Genomic DNA, 26,650 nt, shown 5'->3' with positions numbered 1-26,650 from the left:
TATCGGACGAAAGTGCGCGACGTGCGCCACTTTTTTAGCGCGCGTTCATGGTGCACGGCCGTTTCGCGCTAGACTGCCCGCTCAACGCTCAACGTTTCATCATGTCCGACGCTTTCGAAGACGAAGCCGATTCCCTCGCCGATGCCCTTCTCGCAGGACTCGTGCGCCCGATCGTTTTCGTCGATCTGGAAACCACCGGCTCGAACGCGACCGAGGACCGCATCACCGAAATCGGCGTCGTTGAAGCGAGCACGGCGGGCATCGAGCGCTGGAGCGTGCTCGTCGATCCGGGCGTGCCGGTGCCGCCGTTCATCGCGCGCCTGACCGGCATCGACGACGCCATGCTGCGCGGCCAGCCCACCTTCGAATCGCTCGCGCCCGCGCTCGCCGAGCGGCTGCACGGCAAGCTCTTCGTCGCGCACAACGCGCGCTTCGATTACGGCTTCCTCAAGAACGCCTTTCGCCGCGCGGGCATCGCGTTTCGCGCGGATACGCTGTGCACGGTGCGGCTGTCGCGCGCGCTCTTTCCGTCGGTCGAAAGACATGGTCTCGATGCGCTCATCGCGCGGCTGAATCTCGCGCCCGAAGGACGCCATCGCGCGCTCGCCGACGCCGACCTGCTCTGGCAGTTCTGGCAGAAGATTCACGCGCTCTATTCGCAGGATCTCGTCGACGCAGCCATCAAAACGCTCGTGCGCCGCGCGAGCTTGCCCGCCGCGCTGCCCGAAGGCGCGCTCGATGCGTTGCCGTCGGCGCCCGGCGTCTATCTCTTTCACGGCGACGACGACGTGCCGCTCTATGTCGGCAAGAGCATCAACCTGAAACAACGCGTTGCGGCGCATTTTTCGGGCGATCACAGGCTTCAGAAGGACTTGTCGATCTCGCAGGCGATCCGTCGCATCGAATGCCGCGAGACGGTCGGAGAGCTCGGCGCGCTGCTGCTCGAAGCGAAGCTCGTGAAGGAGCTGAAGCCGACGCACAATCGCTTGCTCAAAGGCGCATCGGCAACGTGTGCGTGGCAGTGGCTACCGGGCGCGCATGCGCCGACGCTCGTGAAGGCGAACAAACGCGATCTGTCGCGCGAGGAACATCTCTTCGGCGTGTTCGCGTCGCGCGCGAAAGCGCATGCGTTCATGCGCCATCTGGCGGATGAACACAATCTCTGTCACGCGACGCTCGGCCTCGAAAATGCGCCGCTTTCGCCGGGGCGCGGCTGCTTCGGCTATCAGGTGAAACGCTGCCTCGGGTCGTGTGCGGGAATCGAAACGCTCGCGGATCACGCCTCGCGTGCGCTCGATGCGCTCGAAGGCGCGCGCCTCGTGAAATGGCCGCACGAAGGGCCGATCGCCGTCTGCGAGCGCGATGAAGCATCGGGTCGCGAAGCGTGGCACGTAATCGATCGATGGTGCTATATCGGCACATGCGCGACACGCGACGGCATCGCGCCGCTCCTCGCCGACTCGCCCGACCTACGCCCGTTCGACTCCGATGTGTACAGCCTGATCGCGAAGCGCCTCGCGCCGGAACAACTGCAATGGATCGCATGCGATGCGCGGCCTGCGTTCCAACTCGTCGTACAGGACGCGCCCGCGCGCGCCGCCGTCACACAGCAGACGAAACGCGCGACGACGAAGCGCCGCGCACCCGCCGACGACCAGTTCCCGCTGATGCTTTAAGCGATGCCGCCGTTCGCGCGCAGCACCTGCCCGTTGACCCAGCCCGCATCCGGCCCGACGAGAAACGCGACGATCGAGGCGATATCGTCCGGCTGACCGAGACGTTCGAGTGGCGGCATCTTCGAGAACGTGGCGATCTGCTCGTCGGTCTTGCCCTCGAGAAACAGCGACGTCGCCACCGGTCCGGGCGCGACCGCATTCACCGTGATGCCGCGTCCGCGCAACTCCTTCGCGAACACATGCGTGAACGATTCGACCGCCGACTTCGTCGCGTTGTAGATCGCGTAGCCCGGCATGTTGAGCGCGAGCGTCGTGCTCGAAAAGTTCACGATGCGCCCGCCGCCCTTCATGCGCGCCGCCGCTTCGCGCAGCGTGTTGAACGTGCCGCGCACGTTGATATCGAACGTCTGGTCGTAAAGCGCATCGCTCGTGTCGGCGAGCGGCGCGGTCTTCAGAACGCCCGCGTTGTTGACGAGCGCATCGACTTTGCCGAGCTGCGCTTCGACGGTCTCGAACATGTCGCGCACGTCGTCGGCTTTGGCGACATCCGCTTTTACGGCGATCGCCGTGTTTCCCGCTTCGCGCAATTGCACGACGAGCGCATCCGCTTCCTTCGCGCTCGACGCATAGTTCACCGCGACCGCGAAGCCGGCGCGTGCAAGACGCCGCGCGATCTCGGCGCCGATGCCGCGCGACGCGCCCGTGACGATCGCCACGCGTTTCGATTGAGTCTGACTCATGATGGGCTCCTCAAAGTGGCTGTTCGATGAGAAGCATGATGAATCATTCCGTTTTCGCGATCATCGTGCGTGGATTAGTATCATCGTTCCAGTAGCTTTAACAATTCACCGCCCATTCGCCATGGATCGATTCCAGGAAATGCAGGTCTTCGTGCGTATCGCGGAGCGGCACAGCTTCACGCAAGCGGCCGACGATCTGCAGATACCGCGCGCCACCGTCACTAATCTGATGAAGCGCATGGAAGAGCGGCTCGGCGCGCGCCTGCTCGAACGCACGACGCGCACGGTGCGCCTCACGCCCGATGGCGAAGAGCACTATCGGCGTTGCGTGCGTCTCATCGCCGATCTGGAAGAAGCGGAAGGCTCGTTCAAGCACGCGGAGCCGAAGGGTTTGTTGCGCGTGAATTTGCAAGGCACGCTCGCGCGGCATTTCATCATGCCGGGACTGCCCGCGTTTCTCGAGCGTCATGCGCAGATCGAACTGCATATCGGCGAGGACGACAGGCTCGTCGATCTCGTGCGCGAAGGCGTCGATTGCGTGCTGCGCGCGGGCATGTTGCAGGATTCGTCGATGATCGGCCGGCGCGTCGCGCTGCTCGAACAAGTCACCGTGGCGAGTCCCGCGTATCTCGCGCGTGAAGGCACGCCGGATGATCTCGAAGCGCTTGCATCGCATCGCGCGGTGAACTTCGTATCGAGCGCGACGGGTCGCGCATTGCCGCTGGAGTTCAGCGTCGACGGGCGTATCGAGACCATCGAATTGCAGGCGTCGGTTTCGGTGTCGGGCGTCGAACTCTATACGCAAGCCGCGCTCGCCGGACTCGGCATCGTGCAGGTGCCGCGCTATCACGTCGACGATGCTTTGAACAATGGTCGTCTGCGACTCGTGCTTCCCAACCTTCCGCCACCACCGATGCCTATCTCCGTGCTGTATCCGCATAACCGGCAGCTCTCCGCGCGCGTACGGGTTTTCGCGGATTGGTTGAGCGAGATCTTCGCGCCTTTCAACGCGCGCGCGTCATAAGGAAAGCAAAAGCAAGGAACGCAAAAGCAAGGGACGAGAAAGCAAAAGAGGCCAGCATCCCAATGAAGGGAAGCTGGCCTCTTGTTCGACGCGCTTCGATTTCGCCAACGAAACCGAAGCCGTGATGCCGGCGAAAGATACTTAAGCCGCTGCGTCCTTCAGCTTCTTCAGCGCGCGCGCCTTGATGCGAACGCTTGCCGGCTTGGCCGGGAACCAGCGCTCCTCGCCCGTGAACGGGTCCTTGCCGAAGCGCTTCTTCTTCGCGGCCACGGCTTGCGCGGTGATCTTCAGCAGGCCCGACAGCGTGAATTCGCCAGCGCCCTTCTTGTGGATCGAACCGAGGATGGTGTCTTCCAGCGCGACCAGCACGGCCTTCACCGCTTTCACGTCGACAGCGGCGCGATCTGCGAGATGCGTTGCGAGCGATGCCTTCGTGAACGTGTCCTTGATCGGCGTGGGAGCGCCGCTCGTGGTCTTCTTCGCGGCTACTTTCTTCGCGGCAACTTTCGGTGCTGCTGCTTTCTTCACCGGTGCGGCAGCGGTCTTCGCCGTGGCCTTCTTGGCCGGGGCTTTCTTGGCAGCGGTTTTAGCGGAAGTCGGCATGTTTCTCCTACCTGTTTTTGGTCAGTGATATTCGAATACGTTCGCACCGATGCGTTCGTATCACGCCGGATTCTACATAGGCCAAGCGAGTTCGTGCGAGTCTTTTGCGCTTTTATATCGTTTTTATAGGGGTTTTTCGTGGCGTCGCGCTGACACGCAAGTCATGGAGCCGCGTTTACATCGCATACGTCGCGCGCTTTATCGCTGCATCGACGATGCAAATGCGCGATGCGCGATATGCGCGATGAGCGGATAGTGATCCGATGCGATACGCGAAAGCGGCGTGCGATGCACATCGACACGCATGAGACGTTCGCCCGGATGCACCCAGATGCGATCGAGCGCGAAGAGCGGATAGCGCGTCGGAAAGGTGCGTAACGCACTCGCGCGATGAAAGTGCGTGACGAGCCGCCGCAACGTGCGGCCATAGACGAACCATTCGTTCAGATCGCCGAGCAGGATCACGGGCAGCGCGGGCGTATCGAAGCTTTGCAGCACTTGCTCCACTTGCGCGCGCCTTTCGCTCGATGCAAGCCCGAGATGCGTCGCGACCACACGCCAGAGTTCGCCGCCGCAATCGATGTCGGCATCGAGCGCGCCGCGCGGCTCGCGGCTCCTGAACGAAAGATCGAGCGTGCGGACCGCGCGCACCGGATAGCGCGTGAGCACTGCGTTGCCGTAACGCCGTTCGGGCGTGTCGAGCGTCGGGCCCGCGACCGCGTTCAGGTTCGTCATGCGTTGCAGCACGTCGAGCACATCGGGCGCGCCGCTGCCGCCGAGCGGCACTTCCTGCAGCGCGAAGATGTCCGCATCGATCTCGGCGAGCACTGCGCCGATGCGTTCCGGCGCGAACTTGCCGTCGATGCCTATCGCGCCATGCAAGTTGTATGTGGCGATGCGCAGCTCGCGTGCGCGCGCGTCCTTCATATATTCGCGTTCGATGACGGTCTCGTGCATCAGCGTCATGAGTTGACCTCGTCGGGGCGCTCGTTTTTCGTCGATGATTCGCGCGGCATCGTGCCGTTCTCGCGCAGTTCGCTCGCGCGTTTGGCTTCGTCGCTGGCGCGCGATTTGTCCGCATCGCTCGGTGCGCCTTCGTGCGCGTCGTGACGATTCTTGCCACCGAGAAAGCGCTGCAGCAGCAGCGACGCGCCGATCAGCGCCGCGCCGATGCCGATCAGCACCGCGAACGAGCCGACCGTCGGCCGATGCAGCGACGCGACGAACTGATGCGCGAACGCGACCGTCAGAAAGATGCCGGGGCCCATGCCGAGCATCGTGCCGATCATGAAGTCGCGCATGCGGATATGCGATGCGCCCGCCACGAGATTGACGATCGCAAATGGTGCAACGGGCAAGATCCGCAACACGACGACCGCGACGATGCCGCGCTTCGCCACGCGTTCGGACAGCCGGTTGACGCGCGCGCCCGCGAGCTTGCGCACCGCGTCACGGCCGAGCCAATTGCCAAGGGAATACGATATCGCCGCTGCAATCGTCGTGCCGATGAACGCATAAGCCGCGCCCCAGGACGCGCCGAAAACGATGCCCGTCGTCGCGATCAGCAACGTGATCGGCACGGCCATGACGGCCGCGATGACATAGCCGAGCACGATCCAGACCGGCGCGAGCGGCAGCGAATCGATATGGCGCGTCGCGTTCGTGAGCGACTTCAGGTTCACGTAATCGCCGAGCGGCGTCCAGTGCCACAGACCCGCGACGACCACGACCATCAGCGCGAACATGCCGAGCAGCGCGAAGCGGCCGATGAGCGGACGCGTCTTTTCCGCAGGCACGAACTGATCGACGAGTTCGTCGGCGGCGATCGGCGTTTCGGGATCGATCAGCGCCTCGGGCGGAATCAGCTGGTCGAGCTCCGTCGACACTTGCGGATCGAGCGGCACCATCGTGCGATGTTCGTCGCGGTCGCGCAACAGCGCCTGAATTCCCGCATTCGTGCCGTTGCGCGCCTCTCGTTCGCGCACCACATCCGCGATATCGCAACCGAGATGCTCGGCGAGCAGCGTGTCGCGCATCGTCGCGATCGCGCGGCGGATACGCGCATCCGCGCCCGCATCGATCGAGACGTTGCATTCGCTGTCGAGGACCATCGAGCGATTGTTCAGATTGGCCGAACCGACGATCAGCAATTCGTCGTCGACGATCATCAGCTTGCTGTGCACGTTGACGATCGCGTCGCCGAGCTTCGGCACGCTCGGGCACAGCAGCCGATAACGTCCATGCGCGTCGGCGTTTTTCAGAAGCCTGTGCAGGCGCGCGCGCAGCACGCCCATCGTCACTTCCTGAAGCCAGCCGCTCTGATTGCGCGGCACGACGATCGTGAGATCGGGTCCGTCCTCGCGCGCGAGCGAATCCGCGAGCGCCGCGCCGATCGTCCCCGAAGTGAAGTACTGGTTCTCGATATAGATGCTGCGCCGCGCCCGCGCGATGGCGTCGAAATACTGCGTGCGAATCTGCTGCACCGGTTCGCGGCCGAGATAATCCGGCTCGGTGAGCGAGATGGCGATATCGACATCTTCGAGATCGACGCGTCGCGAAGGCGGCCACGGATCGTTCTGCAGCGTCGCCCGATGCGCGCGAATCGCGAGGCGCTTGCCGCATGCGCGGGCCCATCGTTCGCGTGCGAGCTGGCCGATTTCGCGCGCGGCGTCGCCATCGAACATCGTGTGGACGTCGTGAAACGGCTGATATGCCGCGCCGTTCGCATCGCGGCGCAGCGGCTCGTCGGGCGCGTGCGCGGACGTGTCCCAGCGCGAGCGCGTGAGATCGAGTCCGCCGACGAATGCCACGCGATCATCGATCACGACGATCTTCTGATGCTGCGATCCGCCGAGCGGATGCTTGCCGTCCATCTGGAACGCGATGCGCCGGTGCGTGCGCCAGCCCATCTTGTAGACGGGCAGCCATTCGCGCTCGAATGCGTAGAGCATCGCGAAATCCCACGCGAGAATGTAGATGCGCAGACGCCGCTTGTCGCCCGCGAGCGCGTGCAGAAAATCGCCGAGCGCTTCGGGATAGCCGTCGTCCGCGCCTTCGGGCGTGAGCTTCATGCGGCTATCGATATCCCAGCCGAGGATGAACACCGTGCGCTCCGCGCGCGTGAGCGCCTCGCGCAGCACGCGGAAATAATCGGCGCCATCGATGAGCAGACTGAAGCGATCTGCGTGACGCACGCTCGCGCAATTGCGCCCTGGCTGAAAAAACGGCTCGTCGTTTGCGTGGTTCATGTGCCTCTGTGTGCCTCTGCATACCCCGCGACGGGCTTCGCGGCGAAATAACTTTCGTTTTGCAAGCCCCATGCCCGCCGCGCCGCGCGATGTTACGCTTCGTTGCACATGCCGATTCCGGAGCGACATGCGCGATGAACGATAACGAAGTCACCAATCAGGACGATGAGCGCGCAGGACTCGTTCCGCTCGCGGCGGCATCGGTGGTCGTCGGGGCGGCGACGGGCGCGATCGGCGTGCTCTTTCGCTTCGCGCTCGAACGCGGCGATATCTGGCGCAACGCGTTCGTCGCGTGGGCGCACGCGGGCCACGATGCGGCGATCGTGCTCGTCGTGCTCGCGGCGACGGCGGCATCCGCGCTCGCCGCATGGCTCGTCGCGCGTTTCGCGCCGATGGCGAGCGGCAGCGGCATTCCACACGTCGAAGCGGTACTGCACGGCAGCGTGCCGCCCGCGCCGCTCGTGCTCATCCCGATCAAGTTCGTGGGCGGCGTGCTCGCCATCGGCGCGGGGCTCGCGCTCGGCCGCGAAGGTCCGACCGTGCAGATGGGTGCATCGATCGCACATGCCATCGGCACGTCTTTCAGGCGCAATGCCGGCGATTGCCGTGTGCTGCTCGCGGCCGGCGCGGGCGCGGGGCTCGCCACGGCGTTCAATGCGCCGATCGCGGGCGCAGTGTTCGTGCTCGAAGAACTGATGCGCCGTTTCGATACCCGCACGGCGGTCGCGGCGCTCGGCGCATCGGCGAGCGCGATCGCGATGGCGCGTCTGCTGCATGGCGATCTGCCCGACTTTCATCTGCCCGCGCAGCCGTTTCCCGGCTTCGAGATGACCGGCGCGCATCTCGTGCTCGGCCTGTTGCTGGGGCTGCTCGGCGCGCTGTACAGCCGCGTCATTCTCTGGACGCTCGATGTCGCCGACTCGATCGCGCCGCCCGCATCGGTGAAACATGCGACGGCGCGCGCCGCCGTGGTCGGCGCGGCGGTCGGCCTGCTCGCGTGGTTCGCGCCGGCTCTCGCCGGCGGCGGCGATGCGCTCACCGAGCGCGCGCTGCTCGGCGCGGGAACCGTCGCGAGCGTGACGGCGATGTTCGCGTTGCGCTTCGTGCTCGGCCCGGTGTCGTATGCGGCGGGCACGCCAGGCGGCCTTTTCGCGCCGATGCTCGCGCTCGGCGCGCAGACGGGCCTCGTGTTCGGCCGCGTGTGTCTCGACTGGTTTCCCGGCATGGCGAGCCCCGCCGGCGACACCGCCACGTTCGCGGTGGTCGGCATGGCGGCGTTCTTCGTCGCGGTGGTGCGCGCGCCGGTGACGGGCATCGTGCTCGTCACGGAAATGACGGCGAGCTTCACGCTGCTTCTGCCGATGCTCACCGCCTGCTTCACCGCGATGATCGTGCCGATGCTCCTGCGCGTGCCGCCGATCTACGATTCGCTCGGCGAACGCGCGGCGCGGCATCGCTGACGCGGACGCTGCATGCGTCGAGCCGTTGCGGTAGTCTCGTCGATGGACTTCATCCACGAGGACACGCAATGGAATATCGACATCTCGGTGCTTCGGGCTTCAAGGTTCCCGTCCTGAGCTTCGGCACCGGCACTTTCGGCGGCAAGGGCGAACTCTTTCAGGCGTGGGGCGAGACCGACGTGAGCGAAGCGCGCAAGCTCGTCGACATCTGCCTCGACGCGGGCGTGACGATGTTCGACACCGCCGACATCTACTCGCGCGGCACGTCGGAATCGATACTCGGCGAGGCGCTCAAGGGCCGGCGCGACAAGGTCATCGTCTCGACCAAGGCGACCTTCCGCTTCGACGACAACGACCCGAACGCCGTCGGTTCGTCGCGCTTTCATCTCATCAAGGCCGTGAACGGGGCACTGGAACGCCTGCAAACGGATTACATCGACGTGTTCCAGTTGCATGGCTTCGATGCGAAAACGCCCGTCGAAGAGACGCTTTCCACGCTCGACGATCTCGTGCGCGCCGGAAAAATCCGCTATACGGGCGTGTCGAATTTCTCGGGCTGGCATTTGCAGAAATCGCTCGATGTGGCCGACCGTTACGGTTATCCGCGCTATGTCGCGAATCAGACTTACTACTCGCTGATCGGCCGCGACTACGAATGGGAGCTGATGCCGCTCGGCATCGATCAGGGCGTCGGCGCGATCGTCTGGAGCCCGCTCGGCTGGGGACGCCTCACCGGCAAGATTCGGCGCGGCCAGCCGCTGCCCGCGACGAGCCGTCTGCACAAAACCGCCGACATGGGGCCGCCGGTGCCGGACGAATATCTGTACCGCGTCGTCGATGCGCTCGACGCCATCGCCGAGGAAACCGGCAAGACCGTGCCGCAGATCGCGCTCAACTGGCTGCTGCAGCGCCCGACGGTCGCGACCGTGCTGATCGGCGCGCGCAACGAGGAGCAACTGCGGCAGAACCTCGGCGCGGTCGGCTGGAACCTCACGGCGGAACAGGTGAAGAAGCTCGATGAGGCGAGCGCGGTGCGGCCCGCGTATCCGTACTGGCATCAACAGGGATTCGCGGAACGCAATCCGTTCCCCGTGTAAGGAGGTTGGCTGGGCGCGACGGCCCGTCGCGTCCGGACACCGTACAGGAAGTCACCTGACAATCTGTACCGGTACTGTACCGGACACCTTCCGTACACTTGGCGCTCATCGAATCCTTCATTGCGGAGCGCGCCATGCCCACCGAACTTCTGAACGCCCTTCCAGCCGCCGCGCTGTTCGCGCTGGTGACGACCATCACGCCCGGTCCCAACAACACGATGCTGCTCGCCTCGGGCGTCAATTTCGGGTTGAGGCGCACGCTGCCGCACATGCTCGGCATCAGCGCGGGCATGGCGATCCTGATGATCGCGGTCGGCCTCGGGCTCGCGCAGGCGTTCGAGCGTCTGCCGATCCTCTACACGGTGCTGGAAGCGGCGAGCGTCGCGTATCTGCTGTATCTGGCGTGGAAGATCGGCACGTCGTCGTCGGTGCAGATGCGCGACAGCAAGGCGCGCCCGATGCGCTTTCACGAAGCGATCGCGTTCCAGTGGATCAATCCCAAAGCGTGGATGATGGTGCTCACCGCCGCGAGCACGATCCACCTGCACGCGAGTCTTTCGCTGAACGCCGCGCTGATGGCCGTCGTGCTCGTCGTGATCGGCTTGCCGTGCATCACGATGTGGGCCGCGTTCGGCACGTCGCTGCGCCGCTTTCTCGCGGATCCGCGCCGGTTGCGCATGTTCAACATCACGATGGCCGTCTTGCTCGTGTTGTCGCTGTATCCGATCGTCGCCCATTTTTTCGCTTGATGCGCGATCCGAAACACGCGCGTCGTCTTTGCCTCGACGCGCGTCCCGGTGCATACTGGCCTTACGCGCCGGCACGCAAAATCTGCCGTCCTGCTTGCAAGATTGGGACTGCGTTTCTTTATCGTCAGCACGGTCTGTTCACCTTTCCGCCCGAACGATCCTCAACTGATCCTTAAGCGATCCTTTAAGGCGGACTATTCAGCCCGGCGCGTACAAGCCTTGCTAGTCCGTTGGTTCGCGCCGAATCGTCGGCGCGGCTTTGAAATCTGTTCAAGGAGTACGCCATGTCTGGAGCCAATCGCCCGTCCGGTCCCGCCACGCGCAAATCCCTCGACCTAGCCGATCAGATCGAACGCGATGAACTGGAGAACAACCTGCCGGATGCGCTCAACAGCGTCGACGACGAAGACGACGACGATGAAACCGACTCCGATCGCACACTAGGCCGTTAGCCTCGACAGCCGGACACATCGCGCGAAGGCAAGCGCGATCCGCGACGCCGCAATGTTCCTTTCATTGCGGCGTTTTTGCATCTCCGGCACGCGGGCGATGCGCTGGGCACGTCCGTTGCTTTGAACGATGCGCGGGAAAACCGATGAGCGAAAGCGGCGGCATCGATCCGCCTGCATATCGACCGATCAACCGATCATCCGATCCACCAAGGAGGGCAACATGCTCCGTTACGCTGTCATCTTCTTCATCATCGCGATCATCGCGGCCGTCTTCGGCTTCGGCGGAATCGCAACGGGCGCGGCGGAAATCGCCAAGATCCTGTTCTTCATCTTTATCGTGATCTTTCTGGCGACCTTGCTGCTCGGCGTGTTCAGGCGATGACGCCATTCACGCAGCACACGCCGTAAAGCAAAACGCGCGGGCTTCGACGAAGGCCGCGCGTTTTTTCGTCAGGTGACGATCACCCGGTTCTTCCCGTCTCTCTTCGCGCGATACAGCGCGAGATCGGCGGCTTCGACGAGCTGCTTCGACGCATCGTCGTGCATCGCCATCTGTATCGCGCCGCCGACGCTGATCGTCACGCGCCCGCTCGACGAACCCGCATGCGGCACGTCCAGCGCCTCGACCGCGATGCGTATTTTCTCGCCGAGCAGACGCAAGCCCGGCGCCGATGTCGAGAGCAGCACGACCGCGAATTCCTCGCCGCCGAAGCGCGCGGCGAGATCGGTCGGACTGGCGAGACTCGATTCGATCGTATTGCGCGACGAGCTTCAGCACATCGTCGCCGGCGACGTGGCCATACGTGTCGTTGTACGACTTGAAGTTATCGACATCGATCATCAGAAAGCCGATGGACGCATGCTCGCGAGCGGCGCGCCGCCATTCCGCGTTCAGATAATCGTCGAGACGGCGGCGATTCGACAAACCCGTCAGCCCGTCCGAATGCGTCAGGCGCTGCAATTCCAGATTCGTTTCGAGCAGCTTCTGCTGCGACTGACGCAGCGCGCGATACGCTTCGTCGCGTTGCAGCAGGTTCTGATACGAACGCGAGTGATAGCGCACGCGCGCGACGAGCTCGATGGTATCGGGCAGCTTCACGAGATAGTCGTTCGCGCCCGCCGCGAATGCCGCGCTCTTGATGCGCGGCTCTTCCTTCGTCGAGAGCACGATGATCGGGATATCGCGCGTCGCCGGATGCTCGCGATACTGACGAACGAGCGTCAGGCCATCGACGCCGGGCATCACGAGATCCTGCAGGATCACCGTCGGCCGCGTTTCCTGCGCGGTGCGCAACGCCTCTTCCGGATTCGCGCAGTAATGCAGATCGACGTTGCGCTCTTCGGCGAGCGCGCGGCGCAACGCTTCCGCGATGATCGCCTGATCGTCGACGAGCAGCACCATCACCGGCAACTCGGCGGCGGGCGGCGCGTTCAATGCGGCGGCGAGCAGATCGGACACGGCGCGCTCGTCCGCGATTGCACGCGAGCCCGCGCGCTCGATGCTCGCCGACGCGGCGGCCGCGGCCCGTTTCGCGCGCTCGGCCAGCGGATCGGGATGAGGAGTTTTCATGAAACGCGTGTCCTTGGTTGATGTGCTTCGCTGAGCTCAGTCGAACGCCTTGGCGATCGCATCCGCGATGCGCGGCAGCGGCAGTATCGACGCCGCCGCGTTGAGCGCGGCCGCCGCCTTCGGCATGCCGTACACCGCGCTCGTCGCCTCGTCCTGCGCGATGGTGTGATAACCCTTCGCGCGCATCGCCTTCAGTCCGATCGCGCCGTCGCGGCCCATGCCGGTCAGCAGCACGCCGACCGCGCGTCCGGTCCAGCGCTCGGTCACGCTCTGAAAGAACACGTCGACGGACGGGCGATACGGCAATTGCTCCGGATGCGCGGTGTAGCCTAGGCGCGTGGCGTCGGCGAAATGCAGATGATCGTTGGTCGCGGCGAGCAGCACTTCGCCGGGCGCGGGCCTGTCGCCTTCACGCGCGATACGCACGGGCAGCGCCGATTGCGCATCGAGCCATTGCGCCATGCCTTCGGCGAACGCGCGATCGACGTGCTGCACGATGACGAGCGCCGCCGCGAAATGCTTCGGCAACGCGCCGAGCAGTGTCGCGAGCGCGGACGGTCCGCCCACCGATGCGCCTATCGCGACGAGACGATCGCCGCTCTTCATGGCGGGCAAAACGCTCGACGATGCGAGCCGCGCGCCGATCTGATCGATCTTCGCGATCAGCGCCGCCGCACCGCGACGCGCATCGGCGCCGGCGAGCGCGGGCGTATCGACGGCATCGAGCGCGCCCGCGCCCATCGCTTCATAGACGCGCCATGCGTTCGCGCCGACATCGACCGTGACGACGAGAATCGCGCACGGCGAACGCGCCATGATGGTCCGCGACGCCTGCACGCCATCGACATTCGGCATCACGAGATCCATCAGCACGACATCGGGCGTGTGCGCCGCGCAATAGTCGATCGCCTGCTGGCCGTCGTGCGCGATCCACGCGATCTCCAAGTCGGGCCGCGACGCGAGCGCGCGACGCAACGCTTCCACCGCGAGTGCAACATCGTTGACGATGCCGATCTTCATGTCTTCGCCTCGCCGATGAGATCGCGCACGGCATCGATCAACGCCTGATCGTGAAAGCTGCCTTTCGCGAGGTAATAGTCCGCGCCCGCGTCGAGGCCGCGCTGACGATCTTCCGCGCGATCCTTGTACGACACGATCATCACCGGCAGGGCGGCGAGTTCCGCATCGCGCTTGATGAGCGTGACGAGCTCGATGCCATCGAGCCGCGGCATGTCGATATCGGTGATGACGAGATCGAAGTCCGCGCCGCGCACCGCGTTCCAGCCGTCCATGCCATCGACCGCGACGGACACGTCGTAGCCGCGCGACGCGAGCAGCTTGCGTTCGAGTTCGCGCACGGTGAGCGAATCGTCGACGACGAGCACGCGCTTCGCGCTCGCCACGCGCGCACGCGAAGCGCCGGCACCGACGCGCCCGAGCTCGCCGCTGCCGACGAGCTTCTCGACGGAACGCAGCCAGTCGTCGAGATCGGCGATGAGCAGCGGATCGCCGTTCTCCATCAGCGCGCCCGCCGCGATGTTGCGCACCTTGCCGAGGCGCTTGTCGAGCGGTTGCACCACGAGCATCCGCTCGCCGAGAAAGCGATCGACGACGATGCCGTAACTCGCCGCGCCTTGTCCGATGACGACGACGTTGAGCCTTTCGCTCGCGGCTTCGAACGCGGCGGTTTCGAGAATCTGATGCGCGGTGACGAGGCCGATGCGCTTGCCGTCGAAGGAAAAATGCTGCTGGCCTTCGAGCATGTCGATGGCGCTCGCGGGCAGCACCAGCGTGCGCGCGACATGCGCGAGCGGCAGTCCGTAGGGCTCGCCCGCCACTTCGACGATCAGGCTGCGGATCACCGACAACGTCAGCGGCAATTGCAGCGCGATGCGCGTGCCTACATGCGTTTCCTGCGTCACGCGCACGCTGCCGCGCACTTGCCGCACGATGTCCTGCACCGCATCGAGGCCGACGCCGCGGCCGGATACATCGGTGACGGCATCGCGCATCGAAAAGCCGGGCAGCAAGAGAAACTCGAGCAGTTCCGCTTCGGTGAGGCGCGCGGCTGTATCTTCGCTCGCGAGACGCTTGCGCACGACCGCGCGGCGAAGCGCATCGAGATCGACGCCCGCGCCGTCGTCGGACACGCTGATGAAAAGCGAGCCCGCGCTATGGCGCGCTTCGAGCGTGATCGTGCCGGTTTCGGGCTTGCCGAGCGCGCGGCGCAATGAGGGCGGCTCGATGCCGTGATCGACCGCGTTGCGCAATAGATGCCCGAGCGGCGCGTCGAGCAGATCGAGAATGTCGCGATCGACCTGCGTCGATTCGCCCGCGATGACGAGACGCACGTCGCGGCCGAGTCCGCGCGCGACATCGCGCACCATGCGCGCGAAGCCGCCCGTTGCATCGACGAAGGGACGCATGCGGCACGCGAGCGCTTCGTCGTAGATCTGCTGGGCGAGATGCGTCGAACGCCGGTCGTAGTTTTCCAGTTCAGCCAGACGCTCGCTCAACTGACGATGCGCTTCCGCCGTCAAACGACGCGCTTCGTCGAGCGCGGCGTGTGTGCGTGCATCGAGTTGCGCGGCGTGCGAATCGGTCAGCGATTCGTGCAGGCGTTCGAGCGCGCGGCTCGCATCGTGCTGCACGCGCTTCACGCGCAGCATCGATTGCGAAAACGGCTTCAGCCAGCGCGATTCGACGAGCGATTCGCCCGAATGACTCAGCAGACGATCGAGCGTGTCCGCGCGCATGCGCAACATGCGAGCTTCGTTCGTGCGCGATGGTGCCGGAATTGGCTCGGACGGTTTCGTCGGTGTAAGTTCGCGTTGGGATGTTGCGCCTTCCATATGCGCGCTGAGGCCATCCACGAACGCATCGACTTCGCGTTCGAGCGCGGTCTGTGCATCGATATCGCGCGCCTCGCCGATCTGCACGATCAGATCGACACCGCGCAACAGCATGTCGATGTAACCCGCATCGAGCACGATGCGCCCTTCCTGCGCTGCGACGAAACAATCTTCCATCACATGCGCGAGCGTCACGCCGACCGGCACGCCAACGACACGCGCCGCGCCCTTCAGCGAATGCGCGGCGCGCATGCTCGCTTCGAGCGTGACGGGATCGCGCGGCGCACGTTCGAGCGCGATGAGGCCATCGGAAAGAATCTGCGCCTGCCCGCGCGCTTCTTCCTGAAAGAGGTCGAGCAGCGACGAACCTCCCGCATCGATGCTCGTCATGTGAGACTCCGGCTCAGGCTGTCGATGAGTCGATCGGCGTCGAGCAGGCCGACGGTCGCGTGCCTGAACGCGGCCACCGCATGCGCGTTCGACGACAGGCGCTGGGCGAGCGTCGCGGGCACCGGCTGAAGCTGCGCCTGCGTGAAGCGATGCACGCCGTCGACGGCATCGACGGGAAAAGCGATCGGAGCTTCGTGATCGCCATTGCCGCACTGCATGACGATGAGACGCCCGAGTTCGCGGGCATCGAGCGATACGTTTTTTGCAGCGCTTTCGTCCGCTTCGATGCCGAACAGCCGCGCCAGCGAAGCGCACACGATCAATCTGCCGCGCACGTTCACGACGCCCAGCACCGCGCGATTGCGCCGATGCGGCAGCGAGTGCACCGGGCGCAATTGCGCCACTTGCGCGCAGAGGTTCGTCGGCAAGCCGAGCCATTCGCCGCCGATGCGAAACACGAGACATGAGAGCGTATCGGTTTGCTTGTCGCCTCGTTCGACGACCGCCGAAGCGACGATCGACGTACGCGCTTCCACGCGATCCAGCACGCGCGCTGCGGCTTCATCATGAACCGGGCAATTGCGGCAATGCACGTAGCGTTCGAGCTTCGGGCATGACGCATCGCCGCGCACGCCGATGCGGTTCCAGCAATCGTCGATATCGTTCGTGACGCCGATGTCGCGTGCGTTCATCGCGCGCGCTCCGTCACGCGTTGCGCACGCGCGAGCAGCAGACGCGCGCCGCTTTCATCGCCGTCGAGCGAGAGACACGCGGCGAGATGCGTGAGCGCCTCGCGATGCGCGGGATCGAGATACAACGCACGACGATAATGCCCGCGCGATGCCTGATGCTCGCCACGCGCATCGGCGATCACGCCAAGCAGATAGTACGCATCCGCGTTCGACGGATGCGCGTCGAGATACGCGTGCGCGGCATTCGCAGCGGTGTCGAGCTGGCCGGCATCGGCGAGTTGACGCGCGTGCGCAAGACTTGCCGGCGGCGCGGGTTCGGCGGGCGGCTTCGCAACCGGCATCGCACGAACGACGGTCGGCGCACTCGCCCATGCGGGCAACACGAACGCGGGCTTCATCGGCTTCGCGATGATCTGCGGACTCGGCCATGCACCATCGAACACGTTCGCGCGCTCGCGCTCGGGCCGATTGAACGCGAAGGCGAGCGGAATGTTCGCGGAACTCATACCCTCGCGCATCAGAAGACCCGTCTCCGCCGGACCGACGAACAGCGTGCCGCCTTCTGCGAGCAAGCCATCGAGCACGCGCAGAACGGCGCGCTGCGTATCGCGATCGAAATAGATCAGCACGTTGCGGCACAGAATGAAATCGAAGCGCTCGAACGCATGCGTATCGAGTTGCAGCAGATTCGCTTGCGAGAAGCGCACGCTCTGTGCGACGGCGGGATCGAGCTGCCAGCCGCCATCGGTCGCGCGGAAATGACGGTCGCGAAAACCGAGCGCGCGTCCGCGAAACGCGTTGCGCCCGTAATGCGCGCGGCGCGCAATAGCGAGCGCGCGTTCGCTCACGTCGATCGCGTCGATGGTGAAGCGCTCGGCAGCGATGCCCGCTTCGATCAGCGCCATCGCGACGGTATAGGCTTCCTCGCCGGTCGAGCACGGCGCGCTCAGCACGCGCAGCGGCTTCGCGGGCCGTTCATGCAGACGCACGCGCGCAAGTCGCGCGAGGGCGGCGAACGCTTCGGGATCGCGGAAGAACCACGTCTCCGGCACGACCACCGCTTCGATCAACTCCTGCATGCGCGCGCCGTCCTGCATCACCGCGCGGTAGTAATCGTCGAGCGTGCCGCCTTGCTCGTCGTGCCACAGGTGGAAGCGTTCGCGCACCGCGCGCGATACGGCGTTCGCGCCGATCGATTCGGCATCGAGGCCGATCGTGCGATGCAACAGCTCGATGAAGCGGCCGACGCCGAATGCTTCGTCCGCGAAGGCGCTCGGCAGCGCGCTCATGCTTCGCTCCCGGCGAAGAGCAGCGTCTGCACGTCATCGGGCAACAGATGCTCGATGCGAACCCATTGCAGCAGGCCTCGCTCGTCACGCGCGAGCGGACCGAGATAGCGCGCGTGCGGCGTGTCGATGCCCGCATCGGTGAACGAAGCGGCATCGAAGGTGACGGTGCGCGTCGCCTGTTCGAGCAGAAGACCGAGCCGATGATGCTTTATCGCGCCGTCGTCGCCGCAACGCGGATACGCGACGAGCGCGAGCCGCGTCGACACTCTCTCGTGCGAGGCACGCGCGAGCGCGAGCGCCGCGAGATCGATGACGGGCACGTTGGCGCCTTCGCAGTCGAGCACGCCCGCGACCCATGCGGGCGCGCCCGGCAGCGTCTTCAGCGGCGCGAGCGGCAGCATGCGCTCGACCTGCGCGCTGTCGAGAAGATAGCGGTCGGCGTCGAGCGTGAACTGGACGAAGAGCATCGCGGCGCGCCTTTAAGCGGCGATTCTGAAGCGCGACACACCCGTGCGCAGACCGTTCGCGACGTGCGTGAGATCGTCGATTGCCTGCGACGACTGGCGCAGCGACTCGGCCGTCTGTTGCGCGGCCTCGGAGAGTTGCGAGAGCGCCTGCGAAATCTGGTCCGCGCCGGTCGCCTGCGTCTGCATGCCTTCGTTGATCATCGAGAAGCGCGGCGCGAGCGTCTGCACCTGATGGATGATCTGCGAAAGCTGTCCGCCTACCTGCTGCACGTCGAGCATGCCGCGGCGCACTTCCTCCGAGAACTTGTCCATGCCCATCACGCCCGCCGCGACCGCCGATTGAATCTCCTTCACCATCTGCTCGATGTCGAACGTCGCGACCGCCGTCTGATCGGCGAGGCGGCGGATTTCCGTCGCGACCACCGCGAAGCCGCGCCCGTACTCGCCCGCCTTTTCCGCTTCGATCGCCGCGTTCAACGAAAGCAGATTGGTTTGATCCGCAACTTTCGTGATGGTCGCGACGACCTGATTGATGTTGCCCGCCTTCTCGTTGAGGATCGCGAGCTTGCCGTTCACCGAGCCTGCCGCTTCCATCACGAGGCGCATGGTTTCCTCCATGCGCGTAAGCCCCGCCTGACCGGTGCCCGCGAGCGCCGCCGATTGCTCCGCCACGCCCGAGACTTCGTTCATCGTGCGGACGAGATCGCGGGCGGTCGCGAAAATCTCCCGCGACGTCGCGCCGATTTCCGTCGTCGTCGCGGCCGTTTCGCTCGCCGTGGCCTGCTGCTCGCGCGCGGTCGCGGCGATCTCCGATACCGACGTCGTCACCTGCACGGCCGATTTCTGCGCCTGGCCGACGAGGCCCGTGAGTTCATCGGTCATGCGGTTGAAGCCCGCCTCCAGCGTGCCGAACTCGTCGCGGCGCGCGAGCGCGAGGCGCTGCGTGAGATCGCCGGTACGCATCTTGTCGACGACGTCGACCATGCGCAGCATCGGCACCGTCAGCGCCTTCATCAGCATGAAGCCGAGCACCGCCGCCGCCCCGATCGCCACGACCATGATGACGATGAGCGTCGTTTCCGATTTCTGCACCGAGCCGCGAATGCTTTGCACCGATTTCGCGTTGAAGACTTCGTTATGCTCGACGAGCGCGCGCGTCGCGGCCTGACCCGCTTCCCACGCCGGCGTGAGACGCGTATTGAAAGTCGCGACGGCCGCGTCCTTCGAACCCGCGAGCTCTCGCAGCGTCTGATCCTGTACCGGAAGGTAGAGGTCGCGCTGGCGCTTGAATTCGTTGAAGAGGCGACGGTCGTCTTCTTCGAAGATGGTCGGCGCGTACGTTTCCAGCAGCTTGTCGATGCTCGCCCGCGTTTCGGCGAGATGCTGCGTGTCGCGGCGTATCTGCTCTTCGTCGCGGTCGATGAAGACGAGCCGCTGCGTCAGCGTGTAGTTCTCGATCCAGGCCGCGCGCAGGTCGTTGGAGACCGAGAAGCCGATCATCGAATCGTCTTCGAGGCTCTTTGCTTCGCGATCGATTCCGCCGAGCAGCGTGTATGACAATGCGGCCATGACGAGCATCAGGGTAAGGATGATGCCGAAGCTCGCCAGAATGCGATGCCGGATGGACAGTTGCTTCACGCGTTTGAGCCCTATAACTGGAAAAGGACGACCGCGCGCCGCGCGAGAAACGCGAGGCGTCGCAGATGCAGATGGATTTCCGCGCGTGAAAGACGCGCTGCCACACCGTGTTAACGGCCGATTGTGGCTGCGCTTGAATCCGGTGTGTCGAGATGAATCATTTCACCGTGTTTCAGCACGGTGAACGCGTCCGCGGGCAGGCCGGCGCGGCGCACGGCTTCGGCCAGACGGCGCGGCGGCTCGTCGAGCGGTTCGTCGGTCAGCTCGAACGAACCCCAGTGAATGCCGATCGCCTTTTTCGCATGCACGTCCTGGAAGATGCGCACGGCTTCTTCGGGATCGACGTGCTGCGCCTGCATGAACCAGCGCGGATCGTACGCGCCGATCGGAATGAGCGCGAGATCGAAGCCGCCGAAACGCGCGGCGATATCGCGGAAGTCCGGCGAGTAGCCCGTATCGCCCGCGAAGTAAAACGAATACGGACGCGCCGCGCCTGCCGGCGTTTTCACCACCCAGCCGCCCCACAGCGTTTCCGCGCGGTCGAATGGCGTGCGCGCGGACCAGTGCTGGCTCGGCACGAACCAGATATCGAGGCCGGCCGCGTGCGTTTCGTCGCTCCAATCGAGCTCTTCCACATTCGTTATGCCGATATCGTTCATCCACTGTTCGATGCCGAGCGGCACGAGAAAGCGCGGCGGCCCGCCCGCCTGACGGTTGAGCGCTTCGACGCTCGGCTTGTCGAGGTGATCGTAGTGATTGTGCGAGATCAGTACGATGTCGATATGCGGCAGCTCGTCGAGCGTAAGGCCGGGCGGCGTCTTGCGCTTCGGGCCGATGAACGAGAACGGCGACGCGCGTTCCGAGAACACCGGATCGGTGAGGATGTTCACGCCGTCGATCTGCACGAGCGCGCTTGCATGACCGATCCAGGTGAGCGTGTCGGCGGTGCGGTTGGCCTTGAGCCAGGCGATGTCGGGATGCGCCATCGGAAAGTGATAGCCGTTCGCCGGCGGCTTCGGCAAGCCTTGCTTGAAGCGCTCCCAGCGCCACTTCAGGAACGATTCGCGCGGCAAGGTTCCGTAGTTGTTCTCGTAGCCCGACGAAGTGCGTTTTGCGTGATGCAGCGGCTGCGGCTCGCGCGATGCAGCTTCCTGGCTGCGCGCCGGCGTGCCTGACGCGCAACCCGCGAGCAACGCGAGCGCGCACAACGCGACATGACTACGTCGCGCGAACACATCGGAGCAAAAAGCGAAGAAGAGATGCATGTTTTGACGAAGTGCGCGCATCGCGGGCAGTCGATTGTACGGAATGCATGGAGAGCACGCTGTGCGCGCTCTGGTCCGATCATCGGAAAATTGCGTTGCGCCTCGTCCCGCAAGGCCGGGCTAGATAATTCATCGCTCTAAGCCGGAGTCGGCCCGCTTCTTGCGTTCAACTGCCCCAGCGCCGAAACAAGGCGTTTTCGAAATCCAATCGCGGCGCGTGCTGCTTTTTCGATGCGGACATCGCATCCCAGCACGCAGCAGGCCGGTGCCAGAGACGGGGGCGTCATGAGTGGCAGTCAAAGAAGAAACGCAACAAACACGTTCAACCCGCAATTGCATACGATGCACGCCATGCTGGTGTCCCGCGCGGCATCGCACATCGCGAGCGCGATGCGGCCCGAAGGCCGCGACGAAGCGCTCGCGGAGGGCATTACTGAAGTCATCGCCCATTGTGGAAACGCGGGGCTCGGCCTCTTTCTCGCTGCGGTCTGGCATTGGCTCGATGAACGCGACTACCACGATGCCGCCGACGCCGTGCAGCACTACATCGAAAGCGGCACGATGCCGACGGTCAAGCCAACGCCGAAAGTGGTGCGGCGTCGCGACGTGCGCGTGACGTAACCATCAGGTAACGCATCGGGTGACGCGTCAGGTGCCGAACCATCCGGCATCGACGTAATAGTCGCGCGCGGTGCAGCGCGCCGCATCGTCGGATGCGAGGAACAGCACCATGCGCGCGATGTGTTCCGGGTCGATCCGCTCATGCAGACATTGCTGCGCAAGCAGCTGCGCCTCGCTCTCCGGCGACTGCCACAACTTCATCTGGCGCGGCGTACGCACCGCGCCGGGAATCACCGTGTTCACGCGAATGCCATGCTCACCGAGTTCGCGCGCAAGGCCGCGCGTGAGCCCTTCGATCGCGGCCTTCGCGGTCATGTAAAGCGTGAGATCGGGCAGCGCGAGATGCCATGAGATCGAGCCCATGTTCACGATCGCGCCTTGCTTCTGCGCGCGCATGCGCTTCGCGGCCGCCTGCGCGCAGAAGAACTGATGCCGCAGATTCACGGCCATGCGCTCGTCCCAGTACGCAGCGCTCACATCGTCCCAATGATGGCGGTCGTCGCTCGCGGCATTGTTGATCAGCACGTCGATGGAACCGGCTTCGCTCGCAATGGCATCGAAGGCTTGCTCGATCGCGCCGGCATCGCGCAAATCGCAACGAAGGAACTTCGGCGCATGCTGCTCGCTCGCGAGCGTCTGTTCGAGTTGACGCGAATCGGCCTCGGCGACATCGATGAAAAACACGCGCGCGCCCTGCTTCGCGAACGCCTCGACGATCGCCGCGCCGATGCCGCTGCCGCCGCCCGTCACGACAACACGCTTGCCCGCAAGACTCGGATAGATGGCGTAGGACATGGCGGCTCGCTCAATGTGAATGACGCGGATTGCCGCGCGTTTCGATGACCTTCAGATACAGCGTCGCGGGTTCGAGGCATCCGCCCGTCGACAACTGTCCGACCGTCTGCCGATACAACTCCTGCCACGGCGTCTGCGCAACCGGCGCGGCGAACGACGATTGCGCGCGACGGCTTTCGAGTTCGGCTTCGTCGAGCAGCACGTTCACGCTGCGGGCGTTCAGATCGACGCGAATCCGGTCGTTCGTGCGCAGCATCGCAAGACCGCCGCCGATTGCCGCTTCCGGCGACATGTTCAGAATCGACGGACTCGCGGACGTGCCGCTTTGCCGGCCGTCGCCCATGCAGGGCAGCGAATCGATGCCGCGCTTGATGAGCTCGGCGGGCGGCGCCATGTTCACGACCTCCGCACTGCCGGGATACGCAACGGTGCCGCAGCCGCGAATCACGAGAATGCAGTGCTCGTCGATCTCGAGCGACGGATCGTTGATGCGCGCGTGGTAATCCTCGGGACCGTCGAAGACGATCGCGCGCGCTTCGAACGTGTTCTCCGCGCCCGGCTCGCTCAGATAGGTCTTTCTGAACGCATCGCCGACGACCGACATCTTCATGATGGCGCTATCGAAGAAATTGCCCGACAGGACCATGAAACCCGCGCCGTGTTTCAGCGGATCGTCCGCCGTGCGGATGACCTCGTTGTCGGCGGCGGGCGCATCGCTCGCGATCTCGCCGATCGTGCGGCCCGACACCGTCAGACAATCGCGCGCGATGAGTCCGGCCTCGTCGAGTTGCCTAAGGACCGCAGGCACTCCGCCCGAGCGATGAAAACTCTCGCCGAGATACTCACCCGCGGGCATGCAGTTCACGATGAGCGGCACTTGCTCGCCGTGGCGCTGCCAGTCGTCGAGACTCAGTTCGATGCCCATGTGCCGCGCGATCGCGATCAAATGCGGCGGGCAATTCGTCGATGCACCCAACGCGGATGCAACGACGATCGCGTTAATGAACGCCTCGCGCGTCATGATCTTCGACGGCCTCAACTCTTCACGCACCATGTCGACGATGCGCTTGCCCGTGGCATACGCCATCTGTCCGCGCTCGCGATACGCGGCGGGAATGCTCGCGCACGTCGGCAAGGACATGCCGAGTGCTTCGGCGAGACTGTTCATCGAGAGCGCGGTGCCCATCGTGTTGCAATGTCCGATCGACGGCGACGATGCGGTCGTCAGGCGCATGAAGCCTTCGTAATCGATCTCGCCCGCCGCGAGCAGATTGCGCGCGTGCCAGATCACCGTGCCCGAACCGACCCGCTTGCCTTCGTACCAGCCATCGAGCATCGGACCGCCCGAGAGGACGATCGCGGGCATGTCGACGGTGGCGGCCGCCATCAGACATGCGGGCGTGGTCTTGTCGCATCCGGTGGTGAGCACGACGCCATCGAGCGGAAAGCCGTGCAGGATTTCGACGAGACCGAGATATGCGAGATTGCGATCCAGCGCGGCGGTCGGACGCCTGCTCTGCTCCGCGAGCGGATGCACGGGGAACTCCATCGGGATGCCGCCGGCATCGCGAATGCCCGCCTTCGTGCGCGCGGCCAGTTCGATGTGATGGCGGTTGCAAGGCGCGAGATCGCTGCCGGTCTGCGCAATGCCGATGATCGGGCGGCCCGATTGCAATTCCTCGCGCGTCAGGCCGTAATTCATGAAGCGCTCGACGTATAGCGCGGTCATGTCGGCGTGCGAGGGATCGTCGAACCACTCCTGGCTGCGCAGGCGCTTGGGATTCTGTTGGGGCATGAGGTGTCTCTCCATCATTCACAGTCGTTCGACGCTGTGTTCATAGTGGTGTTACCGGTAACATCGCGATCAATGTTAGCACGCAATCGCGTTACTGCTTCGGCTTAAGCGCTTTCGCGCGCTATCACGGAATAGGCCACGCGCACGCGCTTGGCCGGCGGTGCAGCAACGCCCTGATCGCGCGCTTCGAGCGCCGCGAGCAAGGTCTCTCCGGTGCGCAGGCCGATGCCGTATGCGTCGACGGAAACCGTCGTGATCGATGGCGTGCAGCATGCGGCAACCTCGAAATTGCCGAAGCCCGCGACGGCGATATCGTCCGGTACGGTGAGGCCGCGCCGGTGACATTCCATTATCGCGCCGAACGCGGACATGTCGCTCACGCACATCACGGCCTGCGTGTCGGGCCATGCTTCGAGCAGTGCGGCCATCGCCGGGCCGCCGTGACTCATCGTGATGGGCGAATCGCCGAGACGGATGATGCGTCGATCGTCGAGGCCGAGCGCCTTCATCTGCGCACGAAAGCCTTTCAGACGATCGAGACCGCGACGGTCGAGCTCGCTCGCCCCGCCCAGGAAGCCGATGCGTTGGTAGCCTGCGTCCGCCAGATACCGCACCATTGCGCGCGCGGCGCTGACGTTGGAAAAACCGACGGCGGCATCGATCGGATCGGAAGGCGAATCCCACATCTCCACGACAGGAATGCCCGAGCGGCGCAACAGCGTGCGCGTCGCTTCGGTGTGACGCGAGCCCGTCAACGCGATGCAGCGCGGCTGATGACGCAGCATCGAGCGCACAAGCCGTTCCTCGCGATCCAGATGGTAGTCCGTGTCGCCGATCAGCAATTGCAGGCCGTGCGGTTCGAGCGACGCGGAAAGACCGCGCACCGTGTCGGAGAAATTCGAGCTCGCAAGCGACGGCACCAGCACGGCAACGAATTCCGAACGGCCGGACGACAACGCGCCGGCAGCGGCATCGGCGACGTAGCCGAGTTCGTCGATAGCTTGCTGCACGCGTTCGCGCGTCGCCAACGCAACGCTATGTCCGGCGAGCACGCGCGATACGGTCATCTTCGACACGCCGGCGAGACGCGCGACGTCGGACATGCGCGGCGGGCCGGCGGAAGGATCGAAGTCTTGCTCGGACATGCGGCGATGGTCCTCAGTCGACGCGGACCCAGCCGTCTTCACGCTGTTCCAGGATGACATGCAGCTTCGTCTCGCCTGCTTCGCGGTCTGAGGCGGTTACCTCCGGGAAAGCGCGCTTGATGTCGCGATCGTCGGCCCACGGAGCCACGCTCTCCAGCTTGTAGGTGTAGGTAACGTCGGAACGGTGAGCGGTGGGATCGGGCTCGGTCCAGCTCACGACCTTGTCCAGCTTGACGTGCGCGTAACAAAGCATCCAGGCGCGCGGATCGCTCGTCGCGTTCGGATCGCCGGCGGGCCGGTTGGTTTCGACCGCGTACTTTTGCCCTTCGCCCGTAAGGCTGTACGCGAGGCCGTTCTGTTTGGCGTTGGCGTTCGCGGATGTCGGGGCCGCTCGCGCGATGAGCCCGCTCTTTTCGAGCGCAGCGAGCTGTTCGCGCAACGCGGCAGCCGAATATTCGTTGAGGTCCCGATTGCTATAGGCCGATGGGAACGCGTAGGGGCCGCGGCCGCTGCGATTCAGGCATAGCAAGCCGCGATTCGTTTTCATGTCGGCGGAAATCGCTTCGCCGAGGCTGGACTCGCTTGCATCGTTCTTCTTGCCGCACGCCGCAAAAAGCAGCGTCGCGCTGACGGCGGCAATCAACAGGCTCGTTCTCATATGCGCTCCGGGATGGGTCGGCATGATGGGTACAACCTTTCGATGCCATTCTACCGACTGAAGCAGCGCATCGGAGTTGGAACGGCACCGGAACAGACTTCGTTGGTAAGCGGCTCGCGTGGGCCGTTCTCGACGTTACGCGGGCAATTCGCCAAAGTCGGCGTTCGTGGGCAGGATCTGTGATCTACCAGGCAATCAGGAGGTTGAGGCAGGAGGGCCGCCCTTGTCGCGAAGCTTTGGGGCCACATTCCAGGGCAGTAGCTCTTCGATGCGGTTGACTTTGTGATCGGCGATATGGGTCAACACGTATTCGAGATAGGTACGCGGATTGATACCGTTGAGCTTGCAACTGCCGATCAGACCATACATCGCGGCGGCCCTCTCGCCACCGCTGTCAGAACCGGCGAACATGAAGTTTTTGCGA

At 64.6% G+C, this 26,650-nt stretch carries 24 protein-coding genes and 1 pseudogene; 8 read left to right on the top strand and 17 right to left on the bottom strand.

Features of this window, described 5'->3' with window-relative positions:
• The first annotated feature begins 101 nt into the window (after positions 1-101).
• Entirely contained in the window at positions 102-1,676 is a 1,575-nt protein-coding gene (locus BG60_RS33345) for a 3'-5' exonuclease family protein (protein WP_033536711.1), read from the top strand.
• Here the strand turns inward: BG60_RS33345 and BG60_RS33340 are convergent.
• Positions 1,673-2,416, bottom strand: coding sequence for an SDR family oxidoreductase (locus tag BG60_RS33340; RefSeq protein ID WP_034474167.1), 744 nt, complete (start codon positions 2,414-2,416; stop codon positions 1,673-1,675). The genes BG60_RS33345 and BG60_RS33340 overlap by 4 nt on opposite strands.
• A 121-nt stretch (positions 2,417-2,537) precedes the next feature.
• Here BG60_RS33340 and BG60_RS33335 point away from each other — a divergent pair, with 121 nt between their 5' ends.
• A complete protein-coding gene (locus tag BG60_RS33335; RefSeq protein ID WP_033536698.1) occupies positions 2,538-3,440 on the top strand; it encodes a LysR family transcriptional regulator in 903 nt (300 codons plus the stop codon).
• A 141-nt stretch (positions 3,441-3,581) separates the two neighbouring features.
• Here the strand turns inward: BG60_RS33335 and BG60_RS33330 are convergent, their stop codons facing one another.
• From BG60_RS33330 to BG60_RS33320, 3 genes are all read right to left on the bottom strand, one after another.
• On the bottom strand, positions 3,582-4,043 hold the full coding sequence (locus tag BG60_RS33330) for an HU family DNA-binding protein (RefSeq protein ID WP_008352802.1): 462 nt from the start codon (positions 4,041-4,043) through the stop codon (positions 3,582-3,584).
• Positions 4,044-4,241: 198 nt separating this feature from the next.
• Positions 4,242-5,009 carry an endonuclease/exonuclease/phosphatase family protein gene (locus tag BG60_RS33325; protein ID WP_008352800.1) on the bottom strand — a complete coding sequence of 256 codons (768 nt, stop codon included), beginning with the start codon at positions 5,007-5,009 and terminating at the stop codon, positions 4,242-4,244.
• Complete coding sequence (locus BG60_RS33320) at positions 5,006-7,291, bottom strand: VTT domain-containing protein (protein WP_008352798.1); 2,286 nt, start codon at positions 7,289-7,291, stop codon at positions 5,006-5,008. Before BG60_RS33320 ends, BG60_RS33325 begins: the two co-directional genes overlap by 4 nt.
• A 134-nt stretch (positions 7,292-7,425) precedes the next feature.
• On the opposite strand from BG60_RS33320, the gene clcA reads away from it, so the two are divergent.
• From clcA to BG60_RS37550, 5 genes are all read left to right on the top strand, one after another.
• Positions 7,426-8,751 carry a H(+)/Cl(-) exchange transporter ClcA gene (clcA, locus tag BG60_RS33315; RefSeq protein WP_008352796.1) on the top strand — a complete coding sequence of 442 codons (1,326 nt, stop codon included), beginning with the start codon at positions 7,426-7,428 and terminating at the stop codon, positions 8,749-8,751.
• A 68-nt stretch (positions 8,752-8,819) separates the two neighbouring features.
• Complete coding sequence (locus BG60_RS33310; protein ID WP_008352795.1) at positions 8,820-9,848, top strand: aldo/keto reductase; 1,029 nt, start codon at positions 8,820-8,822, stop codon at positions 9,846-9,848.
• Positions 9,849-9,982: 134 nt separating this feature from the next.
• Entirely contained in the window at positions 9,983-10,597 is a 615-nt protein-coding gene (locus BG60_RS33305) for a LysE family translocator (protein ID WP_033536710.1), read from the top strand.
• 284 nt (positions 10,598-10,881) lie between these two features.
• Complete coding sequence (locus BG60_RS38885) at positions 10,882-11,049, top strand: hypothetical protein (RefSeq protein ID WP_160172929.1); 168 nt, start codon at positions 10,882-10,884, stop codon at positions 11,047-11,049.
• A gap of 220 nt (positions 11,050-11,269) precedes the next feature.
• On the top strand, positions 11,270-11,431 hold the full coding sequence (locus tag BG60_RS37550; RefSeq protein ID WP_008352793.1) for a DUF1328 family protein: 162 nt from the start codon (positions 11,270-11,272) through the stop codon (positions 11,429-11,431).
• A 68-nt stretch (positions 11,432-11,499) separates the two neighbouring features.
• Here BG60_RS37550 and BG60_RS33295 read toward each other — a convergent pair.
• From BG60_RS33295 to BG60_RS33260, 8 genes and pseudogenes are all read right to left on the bottom strand, one after another.
• Positions 11,500-12,619: pseudogene (locus BG60_RS33295) on the bottom strand (diguanylate cyclase).
• 36 nt (positions 12,620-12,655) lie between these two features.
• On the bottom strand, positions 12,656-13,639 hold the full coding sequence (cheB, locus tag BG60_RS33290; RefSeq protein ID WP_034474166.1) for a chemotaxis response regulator protein-glutamate methylesterase: 984 nt from the start codon (positions 13,637-13,639) through the stop codon (positions 12,656-12,658).
• Complete coding sequence (locus tag BG60_RS33285) at positions 13,636-15,861, bottom strand: hybrid sensor histidine kinase/response regulator (RefSeq protein ID WP_034474163.1); 2,226 nt, start codon at positions 15,859-15,861, stop codon at positions 13,636-13,638. Before BG60_RS33285 ends, cheB begins: the two co-directional genes overlap by 4 nt.
• Positions 15,858-16,553, bottom strand: a complete 696-nt coding sequence (locus tag BG60_RS33280) for a chemotaxis protein CheW (protein ID WP_008352789.1) — start codon at positions 16,551-16,553, stop codon at positions 15,858-15,860. The genes BG60_RS33285 and BG60_RS33280 overlap by 4 nt, the downstream gene beginning before the upstream one ends.
• Complete coding sequence (locus tag BG60_RS33275) at positions 16,550-17,842, bottom strand: CheR family methyltransferase (RefSeq protein WP_008352788.1); 1,293 nt, start codon at positions 17,840-17,842, stop codon at positions 16,550-16,552. The genes BG60_RS33280 and BG60_RS33275 overlap by 4 nt, the downstream gene beginning before the upstream one ends.
• A complete protein-coding gene (locus BG60_RS33270; RefSeq protein WP_008352785.1) occupies positions 17,839-18,309 on the bottom strand; it encodes a chemotaxis protein CheW in 471 nt (156 codons plus the stop codon). The genes BG60_RS33275 and BG60_RS33270 overlap by 4 nt, the downstream gene beginning before the upstream one ends.
• A 12-nt stretch (positions 18,310-18,321) precedes the next feature.
• A complete protein-coding gene (locus tag BG60_RS33265; RefSeq protein WP_008352784.1) occupies positions 18,322-19,947 on the bottom strand; it encodes a methyl-accepting chemotaxis protein in 1,626 nt (541 codons plus the stop codon).
• A gap of 110 nt (positions 19,948-20,057) precedes the next feature.
• The gene (locus BG60_RS33260; protein ID WP_241484923.1) at positions 20,058-21,233 is read right to left on the bottom strand and encodes an MBL fold metallo-hydrolase; all 1,176 of its coding nucleotides are present in this window, start codon (positions 21,231-21,233) and stop codon (positions 20,058-20,060) included.
• Positions 21,234-21,563: 330 nt separating this feature from the next.
• Here BG60_RS33260 and BG60_RS33255 point away from each other — a divergent pair, with 330 nt between their 5' ends.
• Positions 21,564-21,833 carry a hypothetical protein gene (locus BG60_RS33255; protein ID WP_008352782.1) on the top strand — a complete coding sequence of 90 codons (270 nt, stop codon included), beginning with the start codon at positions 21,564-21,566 and terminating at the stop codon, positions 21,831-21,833.
• A gap of 27 nt (positions 21,834-21,860) precedes the next feature.
• Here the strand turns inward: BG60_RS33255 and xylB are convergent, their stop codons facing one another.
• The 5 genes from xylB to BG60_RS33230 form a co-directional block, all read right to left on the bottom strand.
• The gene (xylB, locus tag BG60_RS33250) at positions 21,861-22,628 is read right to left on the bottom strand and encodes a D-xylose 1-dehydrogenase (protein ID WP_008352779.1); all 768 of its coding nucleotides are present in this window, start codon (positions 22,626-22,628) and stop codon (positions 21,861-21,863) included.
• Between the two features lie 10 nt (positions 22,629-22,638).
• Positions 22,639-24,423 carry an IlvD/Edd family dehydratase gene (locus BG60_RS33245; RefSeq protein WP_008352778.1) on the bottom strand — a complete coding sequence of 595 codons (1,785 nt, stop codon included), beginning with the start codon at positions 24,421-24,423 and terminating at the stop codon, positions 22,639-22,641.
• A gap of 104 nt (positions 24,424-24,527) precedes the next feature.
• On the bottom strand, positions 24,528-25,568 hold the full coding sequence (locus BG60_RS33240; RefSeq protein WP_008352776.1) for a LacI family DNA-binding transcriptional regulator: 1,041 nt from the start codon (positions 25,566-25,568) through the stop codon (positions 24,528-24,530).
• Positions 25,569-25,581: 13 nt separating this feature from the next.
• Positions 25,582-26,226 (bottom strand): hypothetical protein, encoded by a 645-nt coding sequence (locus tag BG60_RS33235; protein WP_008352775.1) that lies wholly within the window; start codon positions 26,224-26,226, stop codon positions 25,582-25,584.
• Between the two features lie 195 nt (positions 26,227-26,421).
• Positions 26,422-26,650: transposase domain-containing protein (locus BG60_RS33230; protein WP_034474161.1), on the bottom strand; the 229-nt coding region annotated here is incomplete at its 5' end.

The sequence above is a fragment of the Caballeronia zhejiangensis genome (genome assembly GCF_000698575.1).
Taxonomy (GTDB): domain Bacteria; phylum Pseudomonadota; class Gammaproteobacteria; order Burkholderiales; family Burkholderiaceae; genus Caballeronia; species Caballeronia zhejiangensis.
The sequence above is the reverse complement of the archived record's forward strand: the minus strand, read 5'-3'. Positions and strand labels throughout refer to the sequence as shown.